The 18712-nt window shown below is 39.0% G+C and carries 18 protein-coding genes; 2 read left to right on the top strand and 16 right to left on the bottom strand.

Going from position 1 to position 18712, the window contains the following annotated elements; genetic code table 11:
* Window positions 1–32 precede the first annotated feature (32 nt).
* The 15 genes from ACIFOT_RS06715 to ACIFOT_RS06645 form a co-directional block, all read right to left on the bottom strand.
* On the bottom strand, window positions 33–1208 hold the full coding sequence (locus tag ACIFOT_RS06715) for an acetyl-CoA C-acetyltransferase (RefSeq protein WP_430063331.1): 1176 nt from the start codon (window positions 1206–1208) through the stop codon (window positions 33–35).
* 104 nt (window positions 1209–1312) lie between these two features.
* Window positions 1313–3043, bottom strand: a complete 1731-nt coding sequence (locus ACIFOT_RS06710; RefSeq protein WP_430063329.1) for a CocE/NonD family hydrolase — start codon at window positions 3041–3043, stop codon at window positions 1313–1315.
* Window positions 3044–3053: 10 nt separating this feature from the next.
* Entirely contained in the window at window positions 3054–4484 is a 1431-nt protein-coding gene (locus ACIFOT_RS06705) for an amidase (protein ID WP_430063327.1), read from the bottom strand.
* Window positions 4485–4674: 190 nt separating this feature from the next.
* Entirely contained in the window at window positions 4675–5859 is a 1185-nt protein-coding gene (locus tag ACIFOT_RS06700; RefSeq protein WP_430063325.1) for a M20 family metallopeptidase, read from the bottom strand.
* A gap of 74 nt (window positions 5860–5933) precedes the next feature.
* Entirely contained in the window at window positions 5934–6971 is a 1038-nt protein-coding gene (locus ACIFOT_RS06695; RefSeq protein WP_430063324.1) for an alpha/beta fold hydrolase, read from the bottom strand.
* A 20-nt stretch (window positions 6972–6991) separates the two neighbouring features.
* The gene (locus ACIFOT_RS06690) at window positions 6992–7543 is read right to left on the bottom strand and encodes a polyhydroxyalkanoate biosynthesis repressor PhaR (protein ID WP_430063322.1); all 552 of its coding nucleotides are present in this window, start codon (window positions 7541–7543) and stop codon (window positions 6992–6994) included.
* Between the two features lie 49 nt (window positions 7544–7592).
* On the bottom strand, window positions 7593–8918 hold the full coding sequence (locus ACIFOT_RS06685; RefSeq protein WP_430063321.1) for an MFS transporter: 1326 nt from the start codon (window positions 8916–8918) through the stop codon (window positions 7593–7595).
* A 32-nt stretch (window positions 8919–8950) separates the two neighbouring features.
* Window positions 8951–10540 (bottom strand): class I adenylate-forming enzyme family protein, encoded by a 1590-nt coding sequence (locus ACIFOT_RS06680; protein WP_430063320.1) that lies wholly within the window; start codon window positions 10538–10540, stop codon window positions 8951–8953.
* Between the two features lie 25 nt (window positions 10541–10565).
* Window positions 10566–11330, bottom strand: a complete 765-nt coding sequence (locus ACIFOT_RS06675; protein ID WP_430063318.1) for an SDR family NAD(P)-dependent oxidoreductase — start codon at window positions 11328–11330, stop codon at window positions 10566–10568.
* A 242-nt stretch (window positions 11331–11572) separates the two neighbouring features.
* The gene (locus ACIFOT_RS06670) at window positions 11573–13009 is read right to left on the bottom strand and encodes a sigma-54 interaction domain-containing protein (RefSeq protein WP_430063317.1); all 1437 of its coding nucleotides are present in this window, start codon (window positions 13007–13009) and stop codon (window positions 11573–11575) included.
* Window positions 13010–13335: 326 nt separating this feature from the next.
* Complete coding sequence (locus ACIFOT_RS06665) at window positions 13336–13812, bottom strand: glycosyltransferase (RefSeq protein ID WP_430063315.1); 477 nt, start codon at window positions 13810–13812, stop codon at window positions 13336–13338.
* 269 nt (window positions 13813–14081) lie between these two features.
* Window positions 14082–14762 carry a DsbA family protein gene (locus ACIFOT_RS06660; RefSeq protein ID WP_430063313.1) on the bottom strand — a complete coding sequence of 227 codons (681 nt, stop codon included), beginning with the start codon at window positions 14760–14762 and terminating at the stop codon, window positions 14082–14084.
* Window positions 14763–14811: 49 nt separating this feature from the next.
* Window positions 14812–15216 carry a DoxX family protein gene (locus ACIFOT_RS06655; RefSeq protein WP_430063311.1) on the bottom strand — a complete coding sequence of 135 codons (405 nt, stop codon included), beginning with the start codon at window positions 15214–15216 and terminating at the stop codon, window positions 14812–14814.
* Between the two features lie 217 nt (window positions 15217–15433).
* The gene (locus ACIFOT_RS06650) at window positions 15434–16291 is read right to left on the bottom strand and encodes a M56 family metallopeptidase (RefSeq protein ID WP_430063309.1); all 858 of its coding nucleotides are present in this window, start codon (window positions 16289–16291) and stop codon (window positions 15434–15436) included.
* Between the two features lies 1 nt (window position 16292).
* Window positions 16293–16709: a BlaI/MecI/CopY family transcriptional regulator gene (locus ACIFOT_RS06645; protein ID WP_430063307.1), complete on the bottom strand. Its 417-nt coding sequence runs from the start codon at window positions 16707–16709 to the stop codon at window positions 16293–16295.
* A gap of 214 nt (window positions 16710–16923) precedes the next feature.
* Here ACIFOT_RS06645 and ACIFOT_RS06640 point away from each other — a divergent pair, with 214 nt between their 5' ends.
* Together ACIFOT_RS06640 and ACIFOT_RS06635 are read left to right on the top strand one after the other, a co-directional pair.
* Entirely contained in the window at window positions 16924–17406 is a 483-nt protein-coding gene (locus ACIFOT_RS06640) for a DUF1259 domain-containing protein (RefSeq protein ID WP_430063305.1), read from the top strand.
* Window positions 17407–17445: 39 nt separating this feature from the next.
* Complete coding sequence (locus tag ACIFOT_RS06635) at window positions 17446–18069, top strand: DUF1259 domain-containing protein (RefSeq protein ID WP_430063303.1); 624 nt, start codon at window positions 17446–17448, stop codon at window positions 18067–18069.
* A 67-nt stretch (window positions 18070–18136) separates the two neighbouring features.
* Here the strand turns inward: ACIFOT_RS06635 and ACIFOT_RS06630 are convergent, their stop codons facing one another.
* Window positions 18137–18682, bottom strand: a complete 546-nt coding sequence (locus ACIFOT_RS06630) for a HupE/UreJ family protein (RefSeq protein WP_430063302.1) — start codon at window positions 18680–18682, stop codon at window positions 18137–18139.
* Between the last annotated feature and the right edge of the window lie 30 nt (window positions 18683–18712).

Raw genomic sequence — 18712 nt, 5'->3', positions numbered from 1 at the left:
TCACTTCCTTCTAAATCCTAGATTACAACCGTTTAAACGTGCTCAATCACCATCGCGATCCCTTGGCCCCCGCCGATGCATAAGCTTACGACAGCAAAGCGTGCATTCCGTCTTCTCAATTCATAAGCCGCAGACAATAAAACTCTTGCCCCGCTTGCACCAACAGGGTGGCCTAAGGCAATCGCTCCGCCGTTCACATTGGTTTTGTTCCGATCGAGTCCGAGCGCTTTTTCAACTGCTAAATATTGGGCGGCGAATGCCTCATTTACTTCATAAAGGTCGATGTCATCAATCGTTAGTTTTGCTTTGTTAAGCGCCTGTTTAATTGCTGGAACAGGTCCGATGCCCATGATGGTCGGATCTACTCCGGAGACGGCCCAAGATACAATGCGGGCAATCGGTTTTAGATTGTTTTTTTGTACAGATTCTTTCCCTGCAACGACCAGTGATGCCGCTCCGTCATTGATTCCTGAGGCATTCCCGGCTGTGACGGTGCCATCTTTTTTAAACGAAGGCTTAAGCTTGGATAAGGCTTCTAAGTTTGCATCTGGCTTAATATGTTCGTCTTCCCGGATCAGCAGGCTGCCTTTTCTTGTTTTGACTTCGACTCCGACAATTTCTTCTTCAAAGGCAGGAACGGCTCTGGCAGCTCTTTGGTTTGATTCTACAGTGAAAGCATCTTGTTCTTCCCTTGAGATTTCATACATTTCTGCAAGCTTTTCAGCGGTTAGACCCATTCCACAGCCTGTGTATTGGTCCGTTAATGTTTCTAAAAGCATATCATCAAATGCTAAATTCCCCATTTTCGCACCGCCAAAGCGTTGAGTGAAATTGGCATAAGGAGATTGCGACATATTTTCCGTACCGCCTGCAAGGACGACGTTAGCATCCCCGACTAAAATATGCTGGGCAGCCGAAACAACAGCTTGAAGTCCTGAGCCGCATAACCGGTTCAACGTTAGGGCCGGCACTTCCTGGGGGATACCGCTTTTTAGGCCTATGTGCCTCGAGATGTAGGCCGCATTTTTTTCTGTGTGAATAACGTTCCCGTAAATAACATGGTCGATTTGTGTTGGGTCGACCTTCGAGCGGCGCAGCGCTTCTACAGCACTTGCTTTTCCAAGCTCCGTAGCACCTGTTTGTGCGAAAGAACTGCCAAACTTGGTAAAGGCTGTTCTTGCTCCATCAATCAAATATACTTCTGTCATTTTCCTTCACTCCTTTTTTTAGTTAGCATTCTAGTAAAAAATAAGTAAAATGTCTGCTAAGCTATTAAAATATATAATTTGAATGGGCTGGCTAAAAATCCTCGTTACTTTCTTGGAATGACCGGCAATAAAATATGCGTTGGATATCTTTCACTATGAAAGACTCGTTGTTCTGCGGATATTAACTCTTTACTGTTTTTACCCGATTCACCCGTATTGGTATTGCGGTCAAATCGAGGGAAATTACTGCTTGAAATCTCAACTCTTATCCTATGTCCTTTTTTAAAAACATTACTGGTTGCCAATAAGTCGATTTCATAGCAATAAACCTCATTTGGCGTTAGAAGTGATGGCTGCTGATTTTTGTCCCTGTTTTTGGCACGAATAATGCCATCTACAATGTTATAAGCCTTGCCATTAGGGTGAACATCTACTAGCTTTGCCGTAAAGTCAGTATCCACAGCAGAACTAGCAGCATATAAAATCACCTTCACAGGTCCAGTTACTTCTATATCCTCCGCTAATACCTCACTCGTGTAAACCAATACATCTTCCCTCGTTTCAAGGAATTGCTGGTCGATTGGTCCGCGCGGGTAATTCATCGGCATTAAATGGTTGCCGCCAAGTGTCGGCACAGGATTTTCCGGGTCATAGATATAACGATCGTAAAACTCCTCTTGCGGCAGGTTGATCGATAATGTCCCATCCCCGGCTTTCGTATTGGCTTTCCCATTACTATTGAAATAAAAAGGTGTATAAACGGTTCGTTGTAATGGCCACTCCTGCTCATTCCGCCATTTATTTTCACCCATCACAAAAATTTTCACAGGAGCCTCTTCCTCGATCCCGTTTTCGATTCCTTTTAACCAACGATCAAACCATTTTAGCTGCAGGCTAGTTAAATCTATTTTATAATCCAGCATCAGGCTGGAAGCACTTAAGCCAAAATTCAGATCTCCAACTGTAGGGGAAAAACCTGCATGGGCCCATGGTCCAATCATCAATTTTGTATTCTTTTTGTGTTTCAATTTTTCGAAGTGTTCGAGGTCTTGACCTAATAATAGATCATACCAGCCTGCAATACCGAATACAGGGACATTCAGCTTTTCTGATTTTTCTTGGACACTAATATCTAGGTGGTATTCATCTTTAGTATCATGCTCCAAAATATCGTGAAAAAAGGAGGCAAAACCGTCTCCAAGTTTGAGCCATTCGCTTTCTTGAATAGGCAATTGATTAAATCCAGCCTCATCAATATGGTCAATGGAATGAACGAGTGTCATAAATTCTTTAATGAAGTCCTCTTTCCCTTGCTTTGCCTTGATGACGGCATTGGGGCCAATTGTTGCTAATGTCCATGAAATAATCAGACCAAGTTCCAGCGCGCCTCCCCGGTACATAAACACATCGGTTCCCCAGGTGATTGGAAAGATTGCTTTCAAATGCGGCGGCTGCATGACGGCCGCCTGAAATTGTGTCATTCCCTTGTACGACAAGCCGTACATCCCTACATTCCCATCTGAGTAAGGTAAGGAGGCTGCCCATTCTACTGAATCGTAGCCATCGTTATATTCATTTTTATAAATATAAAAAGGGTCCCCTTCTGAATCAAAGCGTCCACGGACATCCTGAATAATGACGACATAGCCTTGATGGGCTGCCGCAATGGGATCCAGGACCATTGTGGTTAGAGGGAGAAATGTTCGATTGTAGGGCGTTCGTTGCAGGAGTACAGGATATTTTCCTTCTCCTTCAGGACGAAACACATCTGCATACAAGGTGGTGCCATCTCTCATAACAGCAGGGACATTTTTTTCATGAATAATTTTACTCATAAAAACCTCCTTATTTCTTTATTAAGGTTGGGGTTGGTTCGATATAGGTTTGGAATGATTTCTCATAGGCTCTGCAAGCTTGTAACACAAGCTTGTCAGCAAAACGGTTTCCAGCTGCTTGCAATCCTACCGGAAGTCCTGACTTTGTCAGTCCGACTGGTAATGAGGCTGCAGGATGTCCTGTAAGGTTATAGATTTGGGTCAGCATCCAGCCTGTAGCTGGGTTCACACTTTTCCCATTAATCATGGATGGTCCTTGGATGTGATGTTCAAAGGCGGTTACAGCGTTCGTTGGGGAAAGTAATAGATCGTAATTGTTCAAGATTGTTTGGATTTTTTTCCAGACAATGGTGCGTTTTAGTTCAAGAGTTTTATAGTCTATGGCGCTAAATTTCCTGCCTATTTCAATCATCTTTGCCATTCCTTCAGAAAAGCTCTCAGGGTTACGATCAAAAAGCTCACCATAACCAGCGGCGAATTTGACACACCACATTCCTGAGAACGTTCGGACAAGCTCTTTTAAACTTATACCGAAATCGATTTCCACCTCTTCTACATGAGCGCCAAGCTTTGAAAAGTTCTGAACCGCTTTATCAATGACTTGGGCCACATCTTCAGAAACTTCATATAGTCCAAAATTCCGGGTATAGGCAATTTTTAACCCTTTCATATCTACCTTAAGATCTGTGAAATCTTCTTTTACTACTGGAAACGAACTAGGATGAGTAGGATCAAATCCTTGCATGACAGAGAATAACAGGGCCGCATCTTCAACCGTCCTGGCCATAGGCCCATTATGTAGGTATGGATGTTCAGACCCATAGAAATTACTGCGATCCCCATCATTTGGAACAACACCATATGTTGGCTTGAAGCCAAAAATCCCCGTAAACGCAGCCGGTATCCGAATGGACCCGCCCCCGTCGCTTCCTTCCGCAAATGGAGCCATTTTAGCGGCAACCGCTGCGGCAGAACCACCGCTTGACCCCCCAGGAGTTAACTGGTCATTCCACGGATTTTTCGTCACACCAAACAGAGGATTGTCAGTTGTCCCTTTATGACCAAATTCGGGTGTATTCGTTTTCCCTAATACAATGGCTCCGGCCGCTTTTACTCTTTGTAAAAAAATAGGATCATAGTCTGGCACATAGTCTTTAAAAAGCGGTGAGCCATATGTGGTTAACATCCCTTTTGTCGGGGTTAAGTCTTTAATCGCAATTGGGATCCCGTGAAGTTTACCCAGCTTCTCTCCTTTCATGAGTGATTTTTCCGCTTTTTTTGCTTCATCAATAGCTTGTTCATTGACTGTTACAAAAGCATTCCATTTTGAGTTATGTTTGTCGATTCGGTCTAAAAAAGCGCTTACAACTTCTACCGGGGATAGTTTCTTTTCTTTGATTAATGTTCCTAATTCGGTTGCTGTGAGATCGGTTACTAACATGATTTTCACCCTCTTTTTAAAAATGGATTTTTATCAAAAACTATTAAATCAAACCACACTTTTAATTTTATTATACATTAAAGGAAATTTATGTGAATTAAATTGCATTTATATTCTGAATATTTTCATTGAGTAGCTTTAATAAAGAAACCGGCTTACTAGTGATTAAGCCGGTTTTTGTAGATAAATATTAGTTTTCCCCTAAATAATCAATAGCAAGAGCCATAAAATAACGAATAGATTCAATAAACTTATCAATCTCCACATACTCATTTGGCTGATGAGCAAGTGTTGGTTTTCCAGGACCAAAGATGATGGCAGGGACCTGCAAATGCGGGCAATAAACCGATGCGTCGGTATAATAATTGACACCTGAAGGCTTTAAATCCAGGTCTAGATGATTTTTCCCCGTTGCAATCGCCAGTTGAACAAAATCATCCGACTCAAGCGTACCAACCGATTCCATACTATTGATAACCGTTAGTTCATACGTTGCTTCTGATTTGGCTGCAACAGTTTTGATCAAATTCTCAATGTCTATTAATATACGTTCATTATTTTGTCCGGGAACGGTTCGAATATCAAGCGTCATTTTACATTGATCAGGCACCACATTGGTTTTTACGCCGCCTTCAATTGTTCCGATATTCATCGTCGGATGGCCAAGTACAGGATGCGGTGTGTATTCAAATTGATAGGTTTTCAAACTATTGATAAATTCATTCATCGTTAAAATCGAATTTATACCCTGGTCGGGCATGGAACCGTGTGCGGTTTTTCCGTAGGTGGTAATCTCCAGCCATAAACAGCCTTTATGTGCATGAAAAATTTGGTTTTCACTAGGTTCCGATACAACTAATGCAGTAGCCTTGTCAATTTGTCCCTTTTCGACTACTTTTTTTGCACCAAAGCCATCTACCTCTTCTCCCGCTGTTCCAACAAATTGAAGCTTCCCTTTCAGTTTCACTCCTGCTTGCTCTAAATACTTCATAGCAAGGACCATGGCGGCTACTCCGCCCTTCATGTCAGTTGTACCTCGGCCATATACTTTGTTGTTCACTACTTCGCCGGAAAACGGGTCATGCTCCCACTCGATTTTACCAGGAGGCACTGTATCGAAATGCCCACTGTAAACTAAATATTTTTCATCCGTGGTCCCATTTGGGTAGGTAACAAATAAATTGGCTCGGGTGTTCCCAAGATCATCTAATTCAACTTGAAGATTGCTAGTTTTTAAATATGCTTGTATGGCTTCAGCAACCCTTTTTTCATTTCCTTGTGGATTCACACTATCCAATTGAATCAGTGACTGTAAAAATTGAATAGATTCTTTTTCATTAATGACATCAAAAATAGCTGATTGTAATGTAGACATCGACATACTACCTCCTCTTAATGAAATAAACAGCCTGTCTCCGATTTATTGAAAGAAAACAGGCAGGTCCAGCATTACTTTGAATGGTCGCCAAGCCATTTTTCTAAGATTCCATTTAACTTTCCAGTCATGGCTAAGGAAACGTGACCAGCGTCCACACTTAAATAGGTTTTATCTTTACTTGAAACTAAATCCATTAATGGCTTGCTCTGGCCTTCAGGGATGAGGTTATCGTTTTTCGAGCTGACAACCAGCAGATTGGCCTTGATATTTGCTAAGTCCACTTTCTGGCCCTGAATTGTAAACTCACCTTTTACAAGCTTGTTTTCTTTAAAAAGATCGATCGTTAATTGTTGGAAAGCTCCACCTGTTAGGGGAACATGTCCTTTTGTCCATGTGTTCATACGGCGCCACTTTTCCACAAAACGCTTGTCATTAGCTCGGGTTAAAAGTGTTACATACGGACTATTGTAAATGGGAGAGGTTACGGATCTAAACATCGCCTCCACGTAAGAAGGTGGAATAACCCCAAACACATCGATTAATCTGTCTAGATTGAACGCACCTTCCTTTAGTCCTTCCTCCCATTGATCCGGCAGTGCTGCAACACTAAAATCAATTGGAACGGTGGCAACAATCAGATTCCGAATTGGTTCTTCAGCAATCGCTGCATACATGGCTGCGAAAGTTCCGCCAAGGCAATATCCAATAACGGAAACTTCCTCCGCACCAGAGTGCCTTAGAGCACGTTGAACCCCTTTTTTAATATATTCAGCAATATAGTCTTCAATATTAATATCCTTATCTTCGTCACCAGCAATGCCCCAGTCTAGTAAATAGACATCATAGCCCATGTTGACCAGGCCTTCCAAAACACTGGACCCAGGGGCAAAATCAAGAATAGTAGGCTTGTTAAACAAGGAATAAATCATAAAAACAGGTATATCATATTTTTTCTCTACAGCAGCATAATGCCATAAGGTTGCTTTATTTTTTTTCCAAATTGATTTTCTGGGGGTATGATTGGTGCTAGGCTCTGGACCATTCACGGTATTAACGAATTCCCGCCAGCGTTCTATTTCTTTTTCAATATCAATAATAGTTGATGCCAACCTGACTCTCCTCCTAGCATTTACTTAGTTAAAACTAATTCACGTTCGTGTTTTTGGGTGCTTTCTGCCATCAGTAATTTAAGACTGACAATCTCTTCTTTTAAACTATTCATAACAGTTAGATCCCTTTTTATCTCTTGAAGTTCGCTATAGATTTCTCTAACTGTTTCCGATTCTTTTTTCTGTTCCGTTTTCAGCTGTTTCATTTGCTTCAGCATCTCACTAGTGATTTTTGCAATACTACTGTTTTCATTATTGGAAGCTTCGATGGAATCCTGTAAATTCCAAATCAGTTCCTCCAGGGCATCAAGCTTTTCTTCTGTTTGGATCGTTAGTTTTGCAGCATTGGTTATATCTCTTTTTGTCGGTAGATTTAACAAATTGGCTGCTTCTTGTTGATTTTTTTGAAGCATCTCTAGAAAACGTGCCTGGATATCTGAGCTAATGGAAGCAATCTTTACTGCTTCCCGATTGTTTGTCCAGGATTGAATCATCTCATTTGTTTGTTTTTCCCATTGGAGCATATAGGTTTGCCACGTTTTATATGGATCAAATGTATGTTGGTCTGCCATTGTCTTTCCCCCTGCGCGACTTTTTAAGTTGAATTTTTTTGAAAAGAGTTTAACTAACGGATTTCGCATTGTCGATTGTGTTGGCGGAATCCTTTGTTACTTTCTTTTCCTTTAGAATGATCGAACAAAGTGCCGCTACTGCCGAAACAATGGCAAAAAAGATGAAAACTCGGCTAAAATTCTGAGTTCCATTTGCCCCTACTGTAACTAAGTAACCAGCAATTAGCGGAGAAATAAAGGAACCTAATTGACCAATTCCATTTGCTAATCCTGTCGCACTACCGACAATTTCCTTTGGATAACGCTTTGGTAAATAAGCATAGATAGAACCAAAGTTTAAGTTTACAAAGAATCCAACCAGCAATAAGAGTGTAAGTAAAAGACCGGTATTTCCTTTTTCTACTGAACCAAGCATCCATAGAACAGGAATACTTCCGATATAACCGATTAACGCAACCGGCTTCATCCGATGAACCACATTATCCATCAGCCAGCCGCCAAGCATCATGGCAAAGAATGCAACGATATAGGGTGCAGAGGCAAAAAAGCCCATTTCCTTAATATTCAACCCGTGCTGTGTAACCAGGAATGAAGTTAACCACGTGGAAGTTCCCCAATAAACGGCTAACTGACAAAATAGACATAATGTAAAAACATAAAAATTAACATCTTTTAGGAAAACGCCATAGGCTTTTCTTTTCTCTTCCTTGGACAGCTTCTTAGGAGCAACGTTTGCTTCCTCGATATCTTGATCCTTACTTAATTTTCCTTTTTCAATCATTTCTTTTGGAGAATCTGCTATAAAGCGCCATAATAAAAAGATTCCAAGTGCCCCAGGGATCGCGAGTACATAGAATACCGGTCTCCAAGCACCGCCAAAAAAGTAAACGGAAATACTCGTGACAATGACAGGAACGATGGCAGGAGCTACTGCCCAGGAGGTGGCGAAAAAGGAAACGGCTCTTCCTCTTTCTTTAAATGGAAACCAGTTATTAATAGCACGAATGGCAGGAGCAAAATGATGTCCTTCCCCAAGCCCTAAACCAATTCGAAGGGCAATAAACTGACCAAAGTTTTTGACCATACCTGTTACCGCTGTAACGAAAGTGAACACGGTAATGGCAATATACATAACCCGTTTCGAGCCAATTTTATCGGCAAGGAAACCTGCGCTGATTTGGGCGGCTGCATAGGCAAAGAAGAATACAGAAGCAAGCTGGCCTACCTCAACAGGTGTTAAATGTAAATCCTTTTGAATGAATGGTAAAAACGTTAAGACCGCCATCCGGTCAAAATAGTTAATAATATAGACCAACCAAAGTATGACAAGAACCCAATAACGATATCCCCAAGCTTTTTTCATAATTGCAGACATGTTCTCTCTCCCTTTCATTCGAAAAATTTATTTTATTTGGTCTGAAGCGTCCTTAGCACATTCTTTAAAACCTTTCCTCCTGGGTTTCGAGGTAGCTCTGAGACAAATTCGATAAGTTTAGGAACCTTATAATTTGCTAATCTCTCTGCCACAAAATCTCTTATTTCTTGTTTTTCGAGGATTTCCCCCTCCTTCGGGACGATCACGGCTTTAACTACTTCTCCAAAAAGTTCATCTGGAACGCCTACCACGGCCGCTTCTAATACCTTTGGATGATTATAAAGGACATTTTCTACCTCGATGGAGAATATTTTTTCGCCGCCGCGGTTAATTAAATCTTTTTTTCGGTCGACAATATACACAAAACTTTCCTTGTCGATTTTGGCCATATCTCCTGAGCGCCAATAGCCATTTAAAAAGGAAGCTTTGTTAGCCGATTCATTGTTCCAATATCCCTCAACGATCATCGGGCCCTTAATTAATAATTCGCCCACTTCACCAAGCAGACACGGTTCATCCTCCTCGTTAACAACCATCATTTCACCAACCGGAACGGGCAGGCCGACCGAGCTCATTTTATCTTCGTTATAAAGTCTAGGCATGATGGTCGCCGGTGATGAAGTTTCCGTCGCACCATAGGCATTATGCAAATACGAATTCGGAAAATACTTTTTCAACTTATAGATGGTTTCCGAAGACATTGGAGCGCCCCCGTAAGCGATACAGTTCACGTTTGGATAACTGTACAATGAAAAATTCGGATGGGACATCATCATAATGTAAATGGTTGGAACGTTAAATAAAAAGGAAACCTGTTCCTCAGCAGTTAACTGAATGAATTCTTCCGTTTTGTATCTCCTCATAATAACGGATGTCCCGCCCACTCTTACCATGTGAAAAAGCTGGCCAATTAAGCCGGTCACATGGAAAAGCGGTACTGCGATTAACGTCTTAGCCTCGTGATTGGTGTGCAACACCATTTCATAATTCATCGAGCTGTGGATGGCACCCAAATGACTGCCCACTGCCCCTTTGGGAAGCCCGGTTGTTCCAGAGGTATACATGATAAATAACGGGTCATCCTCTGACACATCAATCTCCTCAATAGAAGAGGTCTGCTCTAAAATTTCATATGGCAGATAGTCTTTTCGTTTCAGAGTTTGATTACCAATCAGGAAGAAATATTGAACACCTGGAATCGAATCCTCATCTCTCATGGCTTCAACCTTATGTAAGAATTCATCATCGACAAACAAAATTTTACTTCCCGATTGTTCCAGCATATAAGTTAGTTCTTTTTCTTTTAACCTTGTGTTAAGCGGCACCACAATGGCCCCTAACCTGGCACAAGCGAAAACAAGCATGCAGAATTCAATGCTGTTCCCTAATAAAAGAGCGATCCGGTCTCCTTTTTTCACACACATGGATTTCTGCAAATGTCCGGCAATCTTCTCAACAAGGTCCTTCATTTCTTTATAGGTTAATCGATTTCCATCCATGACAAGAGCTTCCTGGTCTGGATAGTTTTGCACCGACTCTTCCAGCATCGAGTAGAGATTCTTGGGACGATTTTGGAACACCTTTACTTCACGATGAAAGTGGATTTCATTGACGATATTCATGTTTAAACCTCCTAAATCATTTGCATTATCGTGCTGTATAGCCGCCATCAACATGCAGTACCTGGCCCGTTACATATTTTGAAGTATCAGAAGCAAAGAAAACGACTGGTCCAACAAGGTCAGAGGTTTCTCCGATTCGTTTAATCATGGTAGAACTAATGATTTTTTCCGACCTTTCCGGATCAGAAAGCCATTCCTTCGTCATTGGAGTGATGATATAACCTGGTCCAATGGAGTTAACCGTAATGTTATGAGGAGCTAATTCTTCCGCCCAAACCTTTGTTAATTGGTTAATGCCTCCTTTACTTGCAGCATAGGAAGTTTGAAACTGCATACCGACCGTTCCAAGAATCGATGAAATGTTAATGATTTTTCCATAGTTTTGTTTAATCATCTGCTTCGCACAAGCTTGCCCTACTAGAAAAAGTCCTTTGAGATTGACATTAAAAACAGTATCCCAATCACTTTCTTCTACTTCTACCAGCGGTTTGCGGATATTCATTCCGGCATTGTTGACTAAAATATCAAGCGAGCCGAATTTCTCGACAATTTGAGTAACCAATTGTTCTACCTGGTCTTTTTTTGTCACATCGCATGGAATATAAGTGGCATCAATATTCTTTTCCTTTAATTGTAAAACAGCGTTTTCCCCTTCCGCTGTCCCACGGCTGGAAATGACAAGTGCAGCACCATAATGCCCTAATGCCTCTGCCATTCCATAACCGATGCCTTTACTTCCTCCTGTGACGAGCGCCACTTTTCCTTTGAGATCAAATGTTGGTATGTTCATACCCTTTTCCACCTTCCAATCTTTGCTAACGCTATTTTTGAAATACTGAAAAATGCATTCATATTTTCTATTTGCAAAAAGCGTGCCAATTTTCAATAAAAATAGAAAATATGTAATTTTTCGACATTTTTATACAAAAGTAGATATATTTCTCTTTTTATTTAAGTAAAATCTGAAATTATTCTAATAAAAAAAGCCAGCGAATGACTGCCGGCTTTTTAATAATCTGATTCCTTTTTTCATCACATGGTTAAACCCAGCTTTTGCATTTTTTTTACGAGGGCTGATTGACTGATACCTAATGCCTCTGCGGCACGTCGTGTTGTCTTCGATACCTCCATTTGCTCTTTAATGATTTTTCGTTCCACATTTGCCAGGGTTTCTTTCAGCTTTCCGCCTTCAGATTTTTTAGAATCCCTGCTTGGGAGCATATAGGGAGGTAAATCCTTAATGGATATTTCATCCTGGTCCGTCGTCACAGCCAGCCTTTCGATAAAATTTTCAAGTTCTCTTATATTCCCTGGCCATTGATACCCTTCAAAAAATTGAAGGATTTCAGGATGAAACCGTTTATTTAAATGCGTTTTTTTATTGGTTTTATTTAAAAAGTAGAACGCAAGAGGGACGATATCAACCTTCCTTTCCCTCAATGGAGGAACTTTGATCGGAACAATATTGAGCCTGTAATAAAGGTCCCTTCTAAAGTCATTCTTATCGACCATTTCCTCCAAATTCATATGAGTGGCTGAAATGACTCGGACATCAATTTTGATGCTTTTTGTACCGCCGACACGCATGATTTCAAATTCCTGCAGGACCCTTAATAGCTTCACCTGGAGATCGATGGGCATGTCGCCAATCTCATCCAAAAAAATTGTTCCCCCGTTTGCCAGCTCAAATAGACCTTTCTTCCCCTGACTGTTAGCCCCTGTAAAAGCTCCTTTTTCGTAGCCAAACAATTCAGATTCCAGCAAATGACTTGGGATCGCGCCACAATTTACTTTTATCAACGGTTTGGCCGCGCGGTCGCTTTCTTGGTGCATGTAATTGACAATCACTTCTTTCCCGACACCGGATTCACCTAATATCAGAACCCCGGAATCCACCTTTGCCACCTTTCTGGCAAGATGGAAAACCTTCATGATTTCCTGGCTTTGCGCGACAACCCCATCAAGATGCATATGTATTAATTCCCTTTTTCGTAATTCTTCAATTTCATTCATATAGGTTTCGGTCATTTTTTTGGATTGATAGAGTTCGGTTTTTATGGCGTTTAATTCCGAAATATCCCTTACATTTGTGACAACGTAAATGATTTCACCATTTCTATCAAATACCGGACTTCCAGTAACCAATAATTCCTTTCCTCTCACCGATTGAATAATCGTTTGGGGTGTTTTCTTTTCTAAAACTTTCACCGTGACTGATTCAGACACAATCCCCTCTTTCACAACGGTCTTCATGTTCTTTCCAAGTAATTCTTCACTTTTTACTCCCGTAGTTCTTGAATACGCAGCATTTACCATTATGCCCACTCCATGTTTATCTGCCACGTAAATGCCATCATAACTGGACTGAAAAATCGATACTAATATGGTTTCAATATCGTCCTTTGTAACACTATCAAGTTTCGTGATCTCTGATAGGAAAATATCAGCATTTGGATGCCTCGTTTTCATTTCATGGTCCCCCTGATGGAATAGTTATGTGAATTCGAAAAGGTCGATTACATTTAGAATCAAAATTCAAGGTTGATTCGAATTGGAATCATTTTTCCTTATTTAATTCGCTAAAAACTTTTAAGTTCCTTTGTTTTTTCTGTTTTTTGAAAAAATTAGGAGGAAATGACTATTAGGACTCGGTCCTGTCAATATAGCGACGCCATAATAAAAAAAGACCTCAGCAGCAATCATCAATTTACCTATTTACCGGAACCGCAATTTACCCCTCAAAATGAAAGAATCTCCAACAGAATGCTGGAGATTCTTAAGATTATTTTTTAAATTTACCTGGAAACTGCTTTACGACTCCCACAGAAATAGTATCTGCCATTAGAATTATATCCTGAGACCCCACCGTCAATTGAAACTATTCTTGCGTTCCAATCCTTTGCTAAGCTTGCAGATAAATCATTTGTCACAAATTTCAGATGCATATATAACAATTTTTTTAGATTTTCATTTTTTAAATGGGGATTGGCACTGCTAAGGAAAGCTGCAATATCATCAGCATTTCTATACCATTCTTTGTTTAACTGATTCACCAAGGCTTTATTTCCACTTTTAGCAGCATCTACAATCTTTCCCGCAAGAACAATATGCTCCTTAAGCAAAGCCGTAAGTTTGTTCCCAGCTTTCTCTCCGTATACTGGCTTTACAGCATTACCAATATCCTCCTGATTTTTCAAAAGCCTAGTCAGTACCTGTTTTTGATCCTCCGCTCCAGCTGTTGTTGCACTTGTAATATAATTACTTGTCCACAATACATGATCAATCCAAAGCCTCCTGAATTTATTTTCGAACTTTACCTCAGATTGGCTAATGCATTTTACCTGCGGTTTAGCGTATGCACTAGTGGTTCCAGCTATTTAGAGGAAATAACAAAATCAATCCCATCAACAATAATTTTCTCATAAAACTTTTTCCCTCCAAAGTTAAAATGTACCTTTTTATTATTTGTATATAGGGAATTTTTATATTCATACTACAAAAAAACCTTACCATAACGGTAAGGTTTTGCTGTATTACAAAATTATTCTTTTGCTGCTTCGTTTACTCTTTCCTTGAAATCATCATAGGTATTCCCTTCAAATTTTACACCATTAATAAAAATGGTAGGGGTACTAGTAATACTTAACTTATTAGCAGCGTTCATATCTTTTTCCCATGCCTCTTTTGTTTGCCCATTATTATAGGTGCTGACCACTTTTTTCACTTCTGCATCAGAGGCAATTTCACTTAATATTTCCTTTAGGAAAGATTCTGTATAAATATCCATTTGCTCTGCTTTAGAATCATCTGGTTGTTTTTTATATAATAGCTCATGGAACTCCCAGAACTTTTCGTTTCCTAATTCTTTAAATACTGCTTCCGCAAATTTTGCAGACCGAGTAGAATCAACATTGATAAACGAATAATTCATAAAATAAAACGAAGCCTTTCCAGTATCGATAAAATCCTTTTGGATATTCGGAAAAAGCGAATCATTAAAATTTTTACAATAGGGACATTTGTAATCACCAAATTCAACTATCTTAACAGGGGCAGAACTTTCACCTAAAACTGGCTGTCCTTCGTAGTCCATTGCTTCTTGTTTTGCAGTATTTGATAAAAATATTAAACCGAAGAGACATACGGCTATTAAACCAATCACCCAGAAAATAAATTTTGATTGTTTTTTCGATTGTATTGTTTTTTTGTTAACTGAAGCCATCTATTTCCCCTCTTTCTTAGTATTGTAATCTCTCAATGAATTCAACATCTCATTGTTGATTTTTAGCAAACAATTTTGAATCTAGAGAAAGAGTCGAATTAGAATTCAGGAATAAAAAGCCTGCCATTACTGCAAAAGCAAGTTCTAATTCATACCCTGCTCCCTGTCCATTTCCCATAAAGCCTGCTGCAAATTTTACTTTAATTATGGCTCCGATCATGATGAATAAAAAGAGCACTGCTATGTATCGAGTACCAAATCCGATTATTAACAACAGTCCGCCAATTAATTCAATAATGGCTACTGCGTACGCCATAAAGCCTGGTAGTCCAATACTGTCAAACCAGCTTGCGGTATTGCTTATACCACTTTGAAACTTTGAAACACCATGGATAAAGAATGATAATCCTAAGAATACTCTTAATATAAATACCCCAACTTCTGTTTTTTTCAATTTTGCTGCTCCTTTCTTTTACATCTTTTCTTGTAGAAAATCCACTGAACACTACGATGTGTAGTGTAAATTAAAAGAGTATTTCCCGATATAAGAAAATAACTTTCTTAACACACTACTCATTGTAGTGTAAGCAGTGATGAATGGTCAAGAATTATTAATCCTTAAAAGATACCCTTTAAATTAAGAAAGGATTGGATTTGGCTCCAACCCTTACTTATGCAATAACTAAGATAAATAAGATTAATATAAAAACATTTAATGAAATAATAATCGAACCTGTGTCAACTTTAACAGGGATGGTTTGTTGAGGATCAATCAGTTGTTTAAGCCTGTAATCGACTGTTTCATCGGCAAAATGGACAAGTGATGTAGTAGGATTTGAATTAATGTTCAATTTCTTCTTGATTAGCTTTAATAGCGCACTTCCCAAACCAAGTTCAGAACCCATTCGATTAATCGCAAATTCATCTGCAGCCAGTTCAATTAAAATCCTATAATTCTGATACGACCATTTTGTAAGAGGGATATACCACATCACTTCAGAAATTATTTGTAAAATAAATACTTTAATACCATCAAAATATTTCTGATGTGAAGTTTCGTGATATATTACTGCTTCTAATTCCTTCGAATCTAACATTTCGATTAATGTATTAGAAAGCACTATTATTGGTTTACAAAAACCAAAAGTAAAGGCCAATAACTCATTATTTTCAATAACAACAATGTCTTCCTTTATTCTATTAAACATTTGGTTCAAATGTTTAGATTTATCATTATTAATATGTTGTAGCAATTTTTTACGAAATGACCTTAAAATAATGATTTGATTAACAACCTTTTTACCAATAATGATTACGGAATAAAAAATGTAGAAGTTTACCATTAACAATATTGCATAATAGGCAAACGTTCCTCTTTCAAATAAACTTACGCAAAAATTAAAAATATTAAACAGCTCTATTGGTCCAAATAGGATATTTATCAAGTACATTACCATTTGGACAAACAAAATGATGGCAAAGAAAAGGGCTAATCCTAATACTGCAATTGATTTATGTTTCCAGGCCATTTCATTTTCTGTCCTTTTTTAATTGTTGCAGTTTATACTCGAGTTTTTGCAATAAATGATCATCAACATCTTTTAAAGAATCCAACATATGATTGACGACTAGTCCCCCAAATTCATCTAAAAGATTTTCCGTTAGCTTCTTTGATTGGTGGTTAATAAAATCTTCTTTGGATTTTAAAGGTTTAAAGAGAGACGTTCTTCTCTCCAATCTTTTTGTAAGGATGTTTTTATCAACAAGACGATTCATTACAGTCATAACTGTATTAAAATTTATAGGCTTCTCGTTTTCTAATTGATGCTGGACTTCTTTTATACTCATCTCATTGGCGTTCCAAAGAATGTTCATGATTTTGGCCTCGAGTGGACCGAAAAAGCGATTTAGTCCTTCTTGGTCAAAACGAAAATTATTAATTGTCATTTAACGACCACCCTTCCATTACAAATTGTAGTGTAAAATTTACTTTTTTTCAATCTGATTTTATGCCCTATTAAAGCTCAATACTTTAAAACAGTTTAATAGGTTTCAAATATTATTTTTAAATAGATATTTTCCCCCTGTCACTAGTCCATTCTTGTCCAAAATCTCTGAATAAACTGTTAAGTGAGATTGGTTGGACAAGGAGGTGATAAAATTGGGAAGAACTAATTTCAATAATGAAATGGGCTCAAGTTCAGTATGGCGTCCTGCACAAAGAAATGGTAACCGAAATTCTGTTGCAGGCATCAGTACTTCAACATGCCAACAATTAGCCGATATTATTGGAGGTATGGTCATCGCGTCAACGCCAGCATGTGTGGTTCAGCGACTGCGAAATATTAATGCTACAATTTTAGGCCGCCGCACTCAATCCCCATTAGCCCTTCCATTTGCACTTTCCTTTGAAAACAATGTAAGAGGAAGAACCCTTAACCTCGGGGAAACTGTACTCCTTCAAAGAGAAGCTAATGCTTTGATGGATGCATTACAAAGAAGAGGCCTTATAGTAACTGCTTTCCATAACCACTGGCTTTTTGAAGAACCACGGTTAATGTATATGCATTGGGAGAACGTTGGAGATCCGTTTGAGTTCGCTATAAATAGTTTTGAAGCTGCAAAAGAGGCAGGTTTTTTCTAAAATAGTGGCTTATTAGATTAGGACAAGGAGGTGATTTTAATGGAAAGAAGAGACGTTTTTGAAAATTGGTTCGGATTTTTTAATCGCGATTTCGATGAAAGCTCATCTGATAGAAATCAGATGGACACAGTATTTGAATCCAGCTCCAGAACAACTGGGCATCATTCAACCAGAAGAGTCAGTAATCAGATGGATTTGGAATCTGAATCTAGTTCAAATCTTACGGGGCATCAATCGAGCAAACGAATGACAAGTACTTCTCGTGGTGATGTAAGGGTTATAACTGCTTCAACATGCCAACGATTGGCAGATATTATCGGCGGCGAGGTTATTTCAGCTGCACCTGTGTGTACTGTGATGCGTCTGCGAGATATTAAAGCAACGATTTTAGGTCGCCGCACGCGTTCTCCGCTTGCACTTCCGTTTATGTTATCCTTTGAAAATAATGGTCTAAATCTTGGTGAATCGGTTGTTCTCCAAAGAGAACTTAATCGATTTATTGCAGCATTACGGAAAAGAGGCCTTATCGTAACAGCCTTTCATAACCATTGGCTGTTTGAAAATCCACGATTAATGTATATTCATTGGGAGAATGTTGGCATGTCTGCGGAAGATTTTGCTAGAAATAGTATTGCTGCTGCAAGAGAAGCAGGATTGTTCTAAGAGGAAGCCATTTGTGAAATTAAAAAATTCACAAATGGCTTTTATTGTTTTAATAAATAATAATTTTTCAAGGAATCAGTAAATCCAATTTAAAAGCTCTTTGTATAAACCAGATCAGTCCAAATGCTAAAATGACTACTGAAGTGCCTGGGATGACCCATTTAATAGGTGTTAAGGTTAATTTCTTAATCCACAAAATGAGCGGAAATGCTACCGAAACAATTAATATTTGACCGATTTCAATACCTACATTAAATGATACTAGGGATGCAGCCATATGGCTCGTGTCTAATCTCATTTCCGATAAGATTCCTGCAAAACCAAAAGCAAGCCATGGTTGATGTTTTGAATCCTTGTTAAAAATATTAATAAGTGCAACGTAAATAATGCTTAAAGCAATAGCCGACTCTACAAAGCTACTTGGCAGTTGAACAATATCAAAAGTGGCCAGTGCCAATGTGATACTATGTGCAATAGTAAAGGCTGTAACTAAGGAAAGTATATGACGAATCGTTTTTGCCCCAAAAAGCAAATTGATGACGAAAAGAATATGGTCATAACCTGTAAAAATATGCTTTAAGCCAAGCACTAAAAATTGTTTAGCGTTCTGCAAGAAACTTATATCACCAATTTCTAATTCCCT

This window comes from Neobacillus sp. NRS-1170 (assembly GCF_050468025.1).
Note: the sequence above shows the minus strand (reverse complement) of the source record. Positions and strands in the feature narration are given on the sequence as shown.

What these genes read in the sequence shown, in the direction of transcription:
- ACIFOT_RS06715 (WP_430063331.1), bottom strand. Translation starts at nt 1,208, where the DNA reads ATGACAGAAGTATATTTGATTGATGGAGCAAGAACAGCCTTTACCAAG.
- ACIFOT_RS06710 (WP_430063329.1), bottom strand. Translation starts at nt 3,043, where the DNA reads ATGAGTAAAATTATTCATGAAAAAAATGTCCCTGCTGTTATGAGAGAT.
- ACIFOT_RS06705 (WP_430063327.1), bottom strand. Translation starts at nt 4,484, where the DNA reads ATGTTAGTAACCGATCTCACAGCAACCGAATTAGGAACATTAATCAAA.
- ACIFOT_RS06700 (WP_430063325.1), bottom strand. Translation starts at nt 5,859, where the DNA reads ATGTCTACATTACAATCAGCTATTTTTGATGTCATTAATGAAAAAGAA.
- ACIFOT_RS06690 (WP_430063322.1), bottom strand. Translation starts at nt 7,543, where the DNA reads ATGGCAGACCAACATACATTTGATCCATATAAAACGTGGCAAACCTAT.
- ACIFOT_RS06685 (WP_430063321.1), bottom strand. Translation starts at nt 8,918, where the DNA reads ATGTCTGCAATTATGAAAAAAGCTTGGGGATATCGTTATTGGGTTCTT.
- ACIFOT_RS06680 (WP_430063320.1), bottom strand. Translation starts at nt 10,540, where the DNA reads ATGAATATCGTCAATGAAATCCACTTTCATCGTGAAGTAAAGGTGTTC.
- ACIFOT_RS06675 (WP_430063318.1), bottom strand. Translation starts at nt 11,330, where the DNA reads ATGAACATACCAACATTTGATCTCAAAGGAAAAGTGGCGCTCGTCACA.
- ACIFOT_RS06670 (WP_430063317.1), bottom strand. Translation starts at nt 13,009, where the DNA reads ATGAAAACGAGGCATCCAAATGCTGATATTTTCCTATCAGAGATCACG.
- ACIFOT_RS06660 (WP_430063313.1), bottom strand. Translation starts at nt 14,762, where the DNA reads ATGGCTTCAGTTAACAAAAAAACAATACAATCGAAAAAACAATCAAAA.
- ACIFOT_RS06650 (WP_430063309.1), bottom strand. Translation starts at nt 16,291, where the DNA reads ATGGCCTGGAAACATAAATCAATTGCAGTATTAGGATTAGCCCTTTTC.
- ACIFOT_RS06645 (WP_430063307.1), bottom strand. Translation starts at nt 16,709, where the DNA reads ATGACAATTAATAATTTTCGTTTTGACCAAGAAGGACTAAATCGCTTT.
- ACIFOT_RS06635 (WP_430063303.1), top strand. Translation starts at nt 17,446, where the DNA reads ATGGAAAGAAGAGACGTTTTTGAAAATTGGTTCGGATTTTTTAATCGC.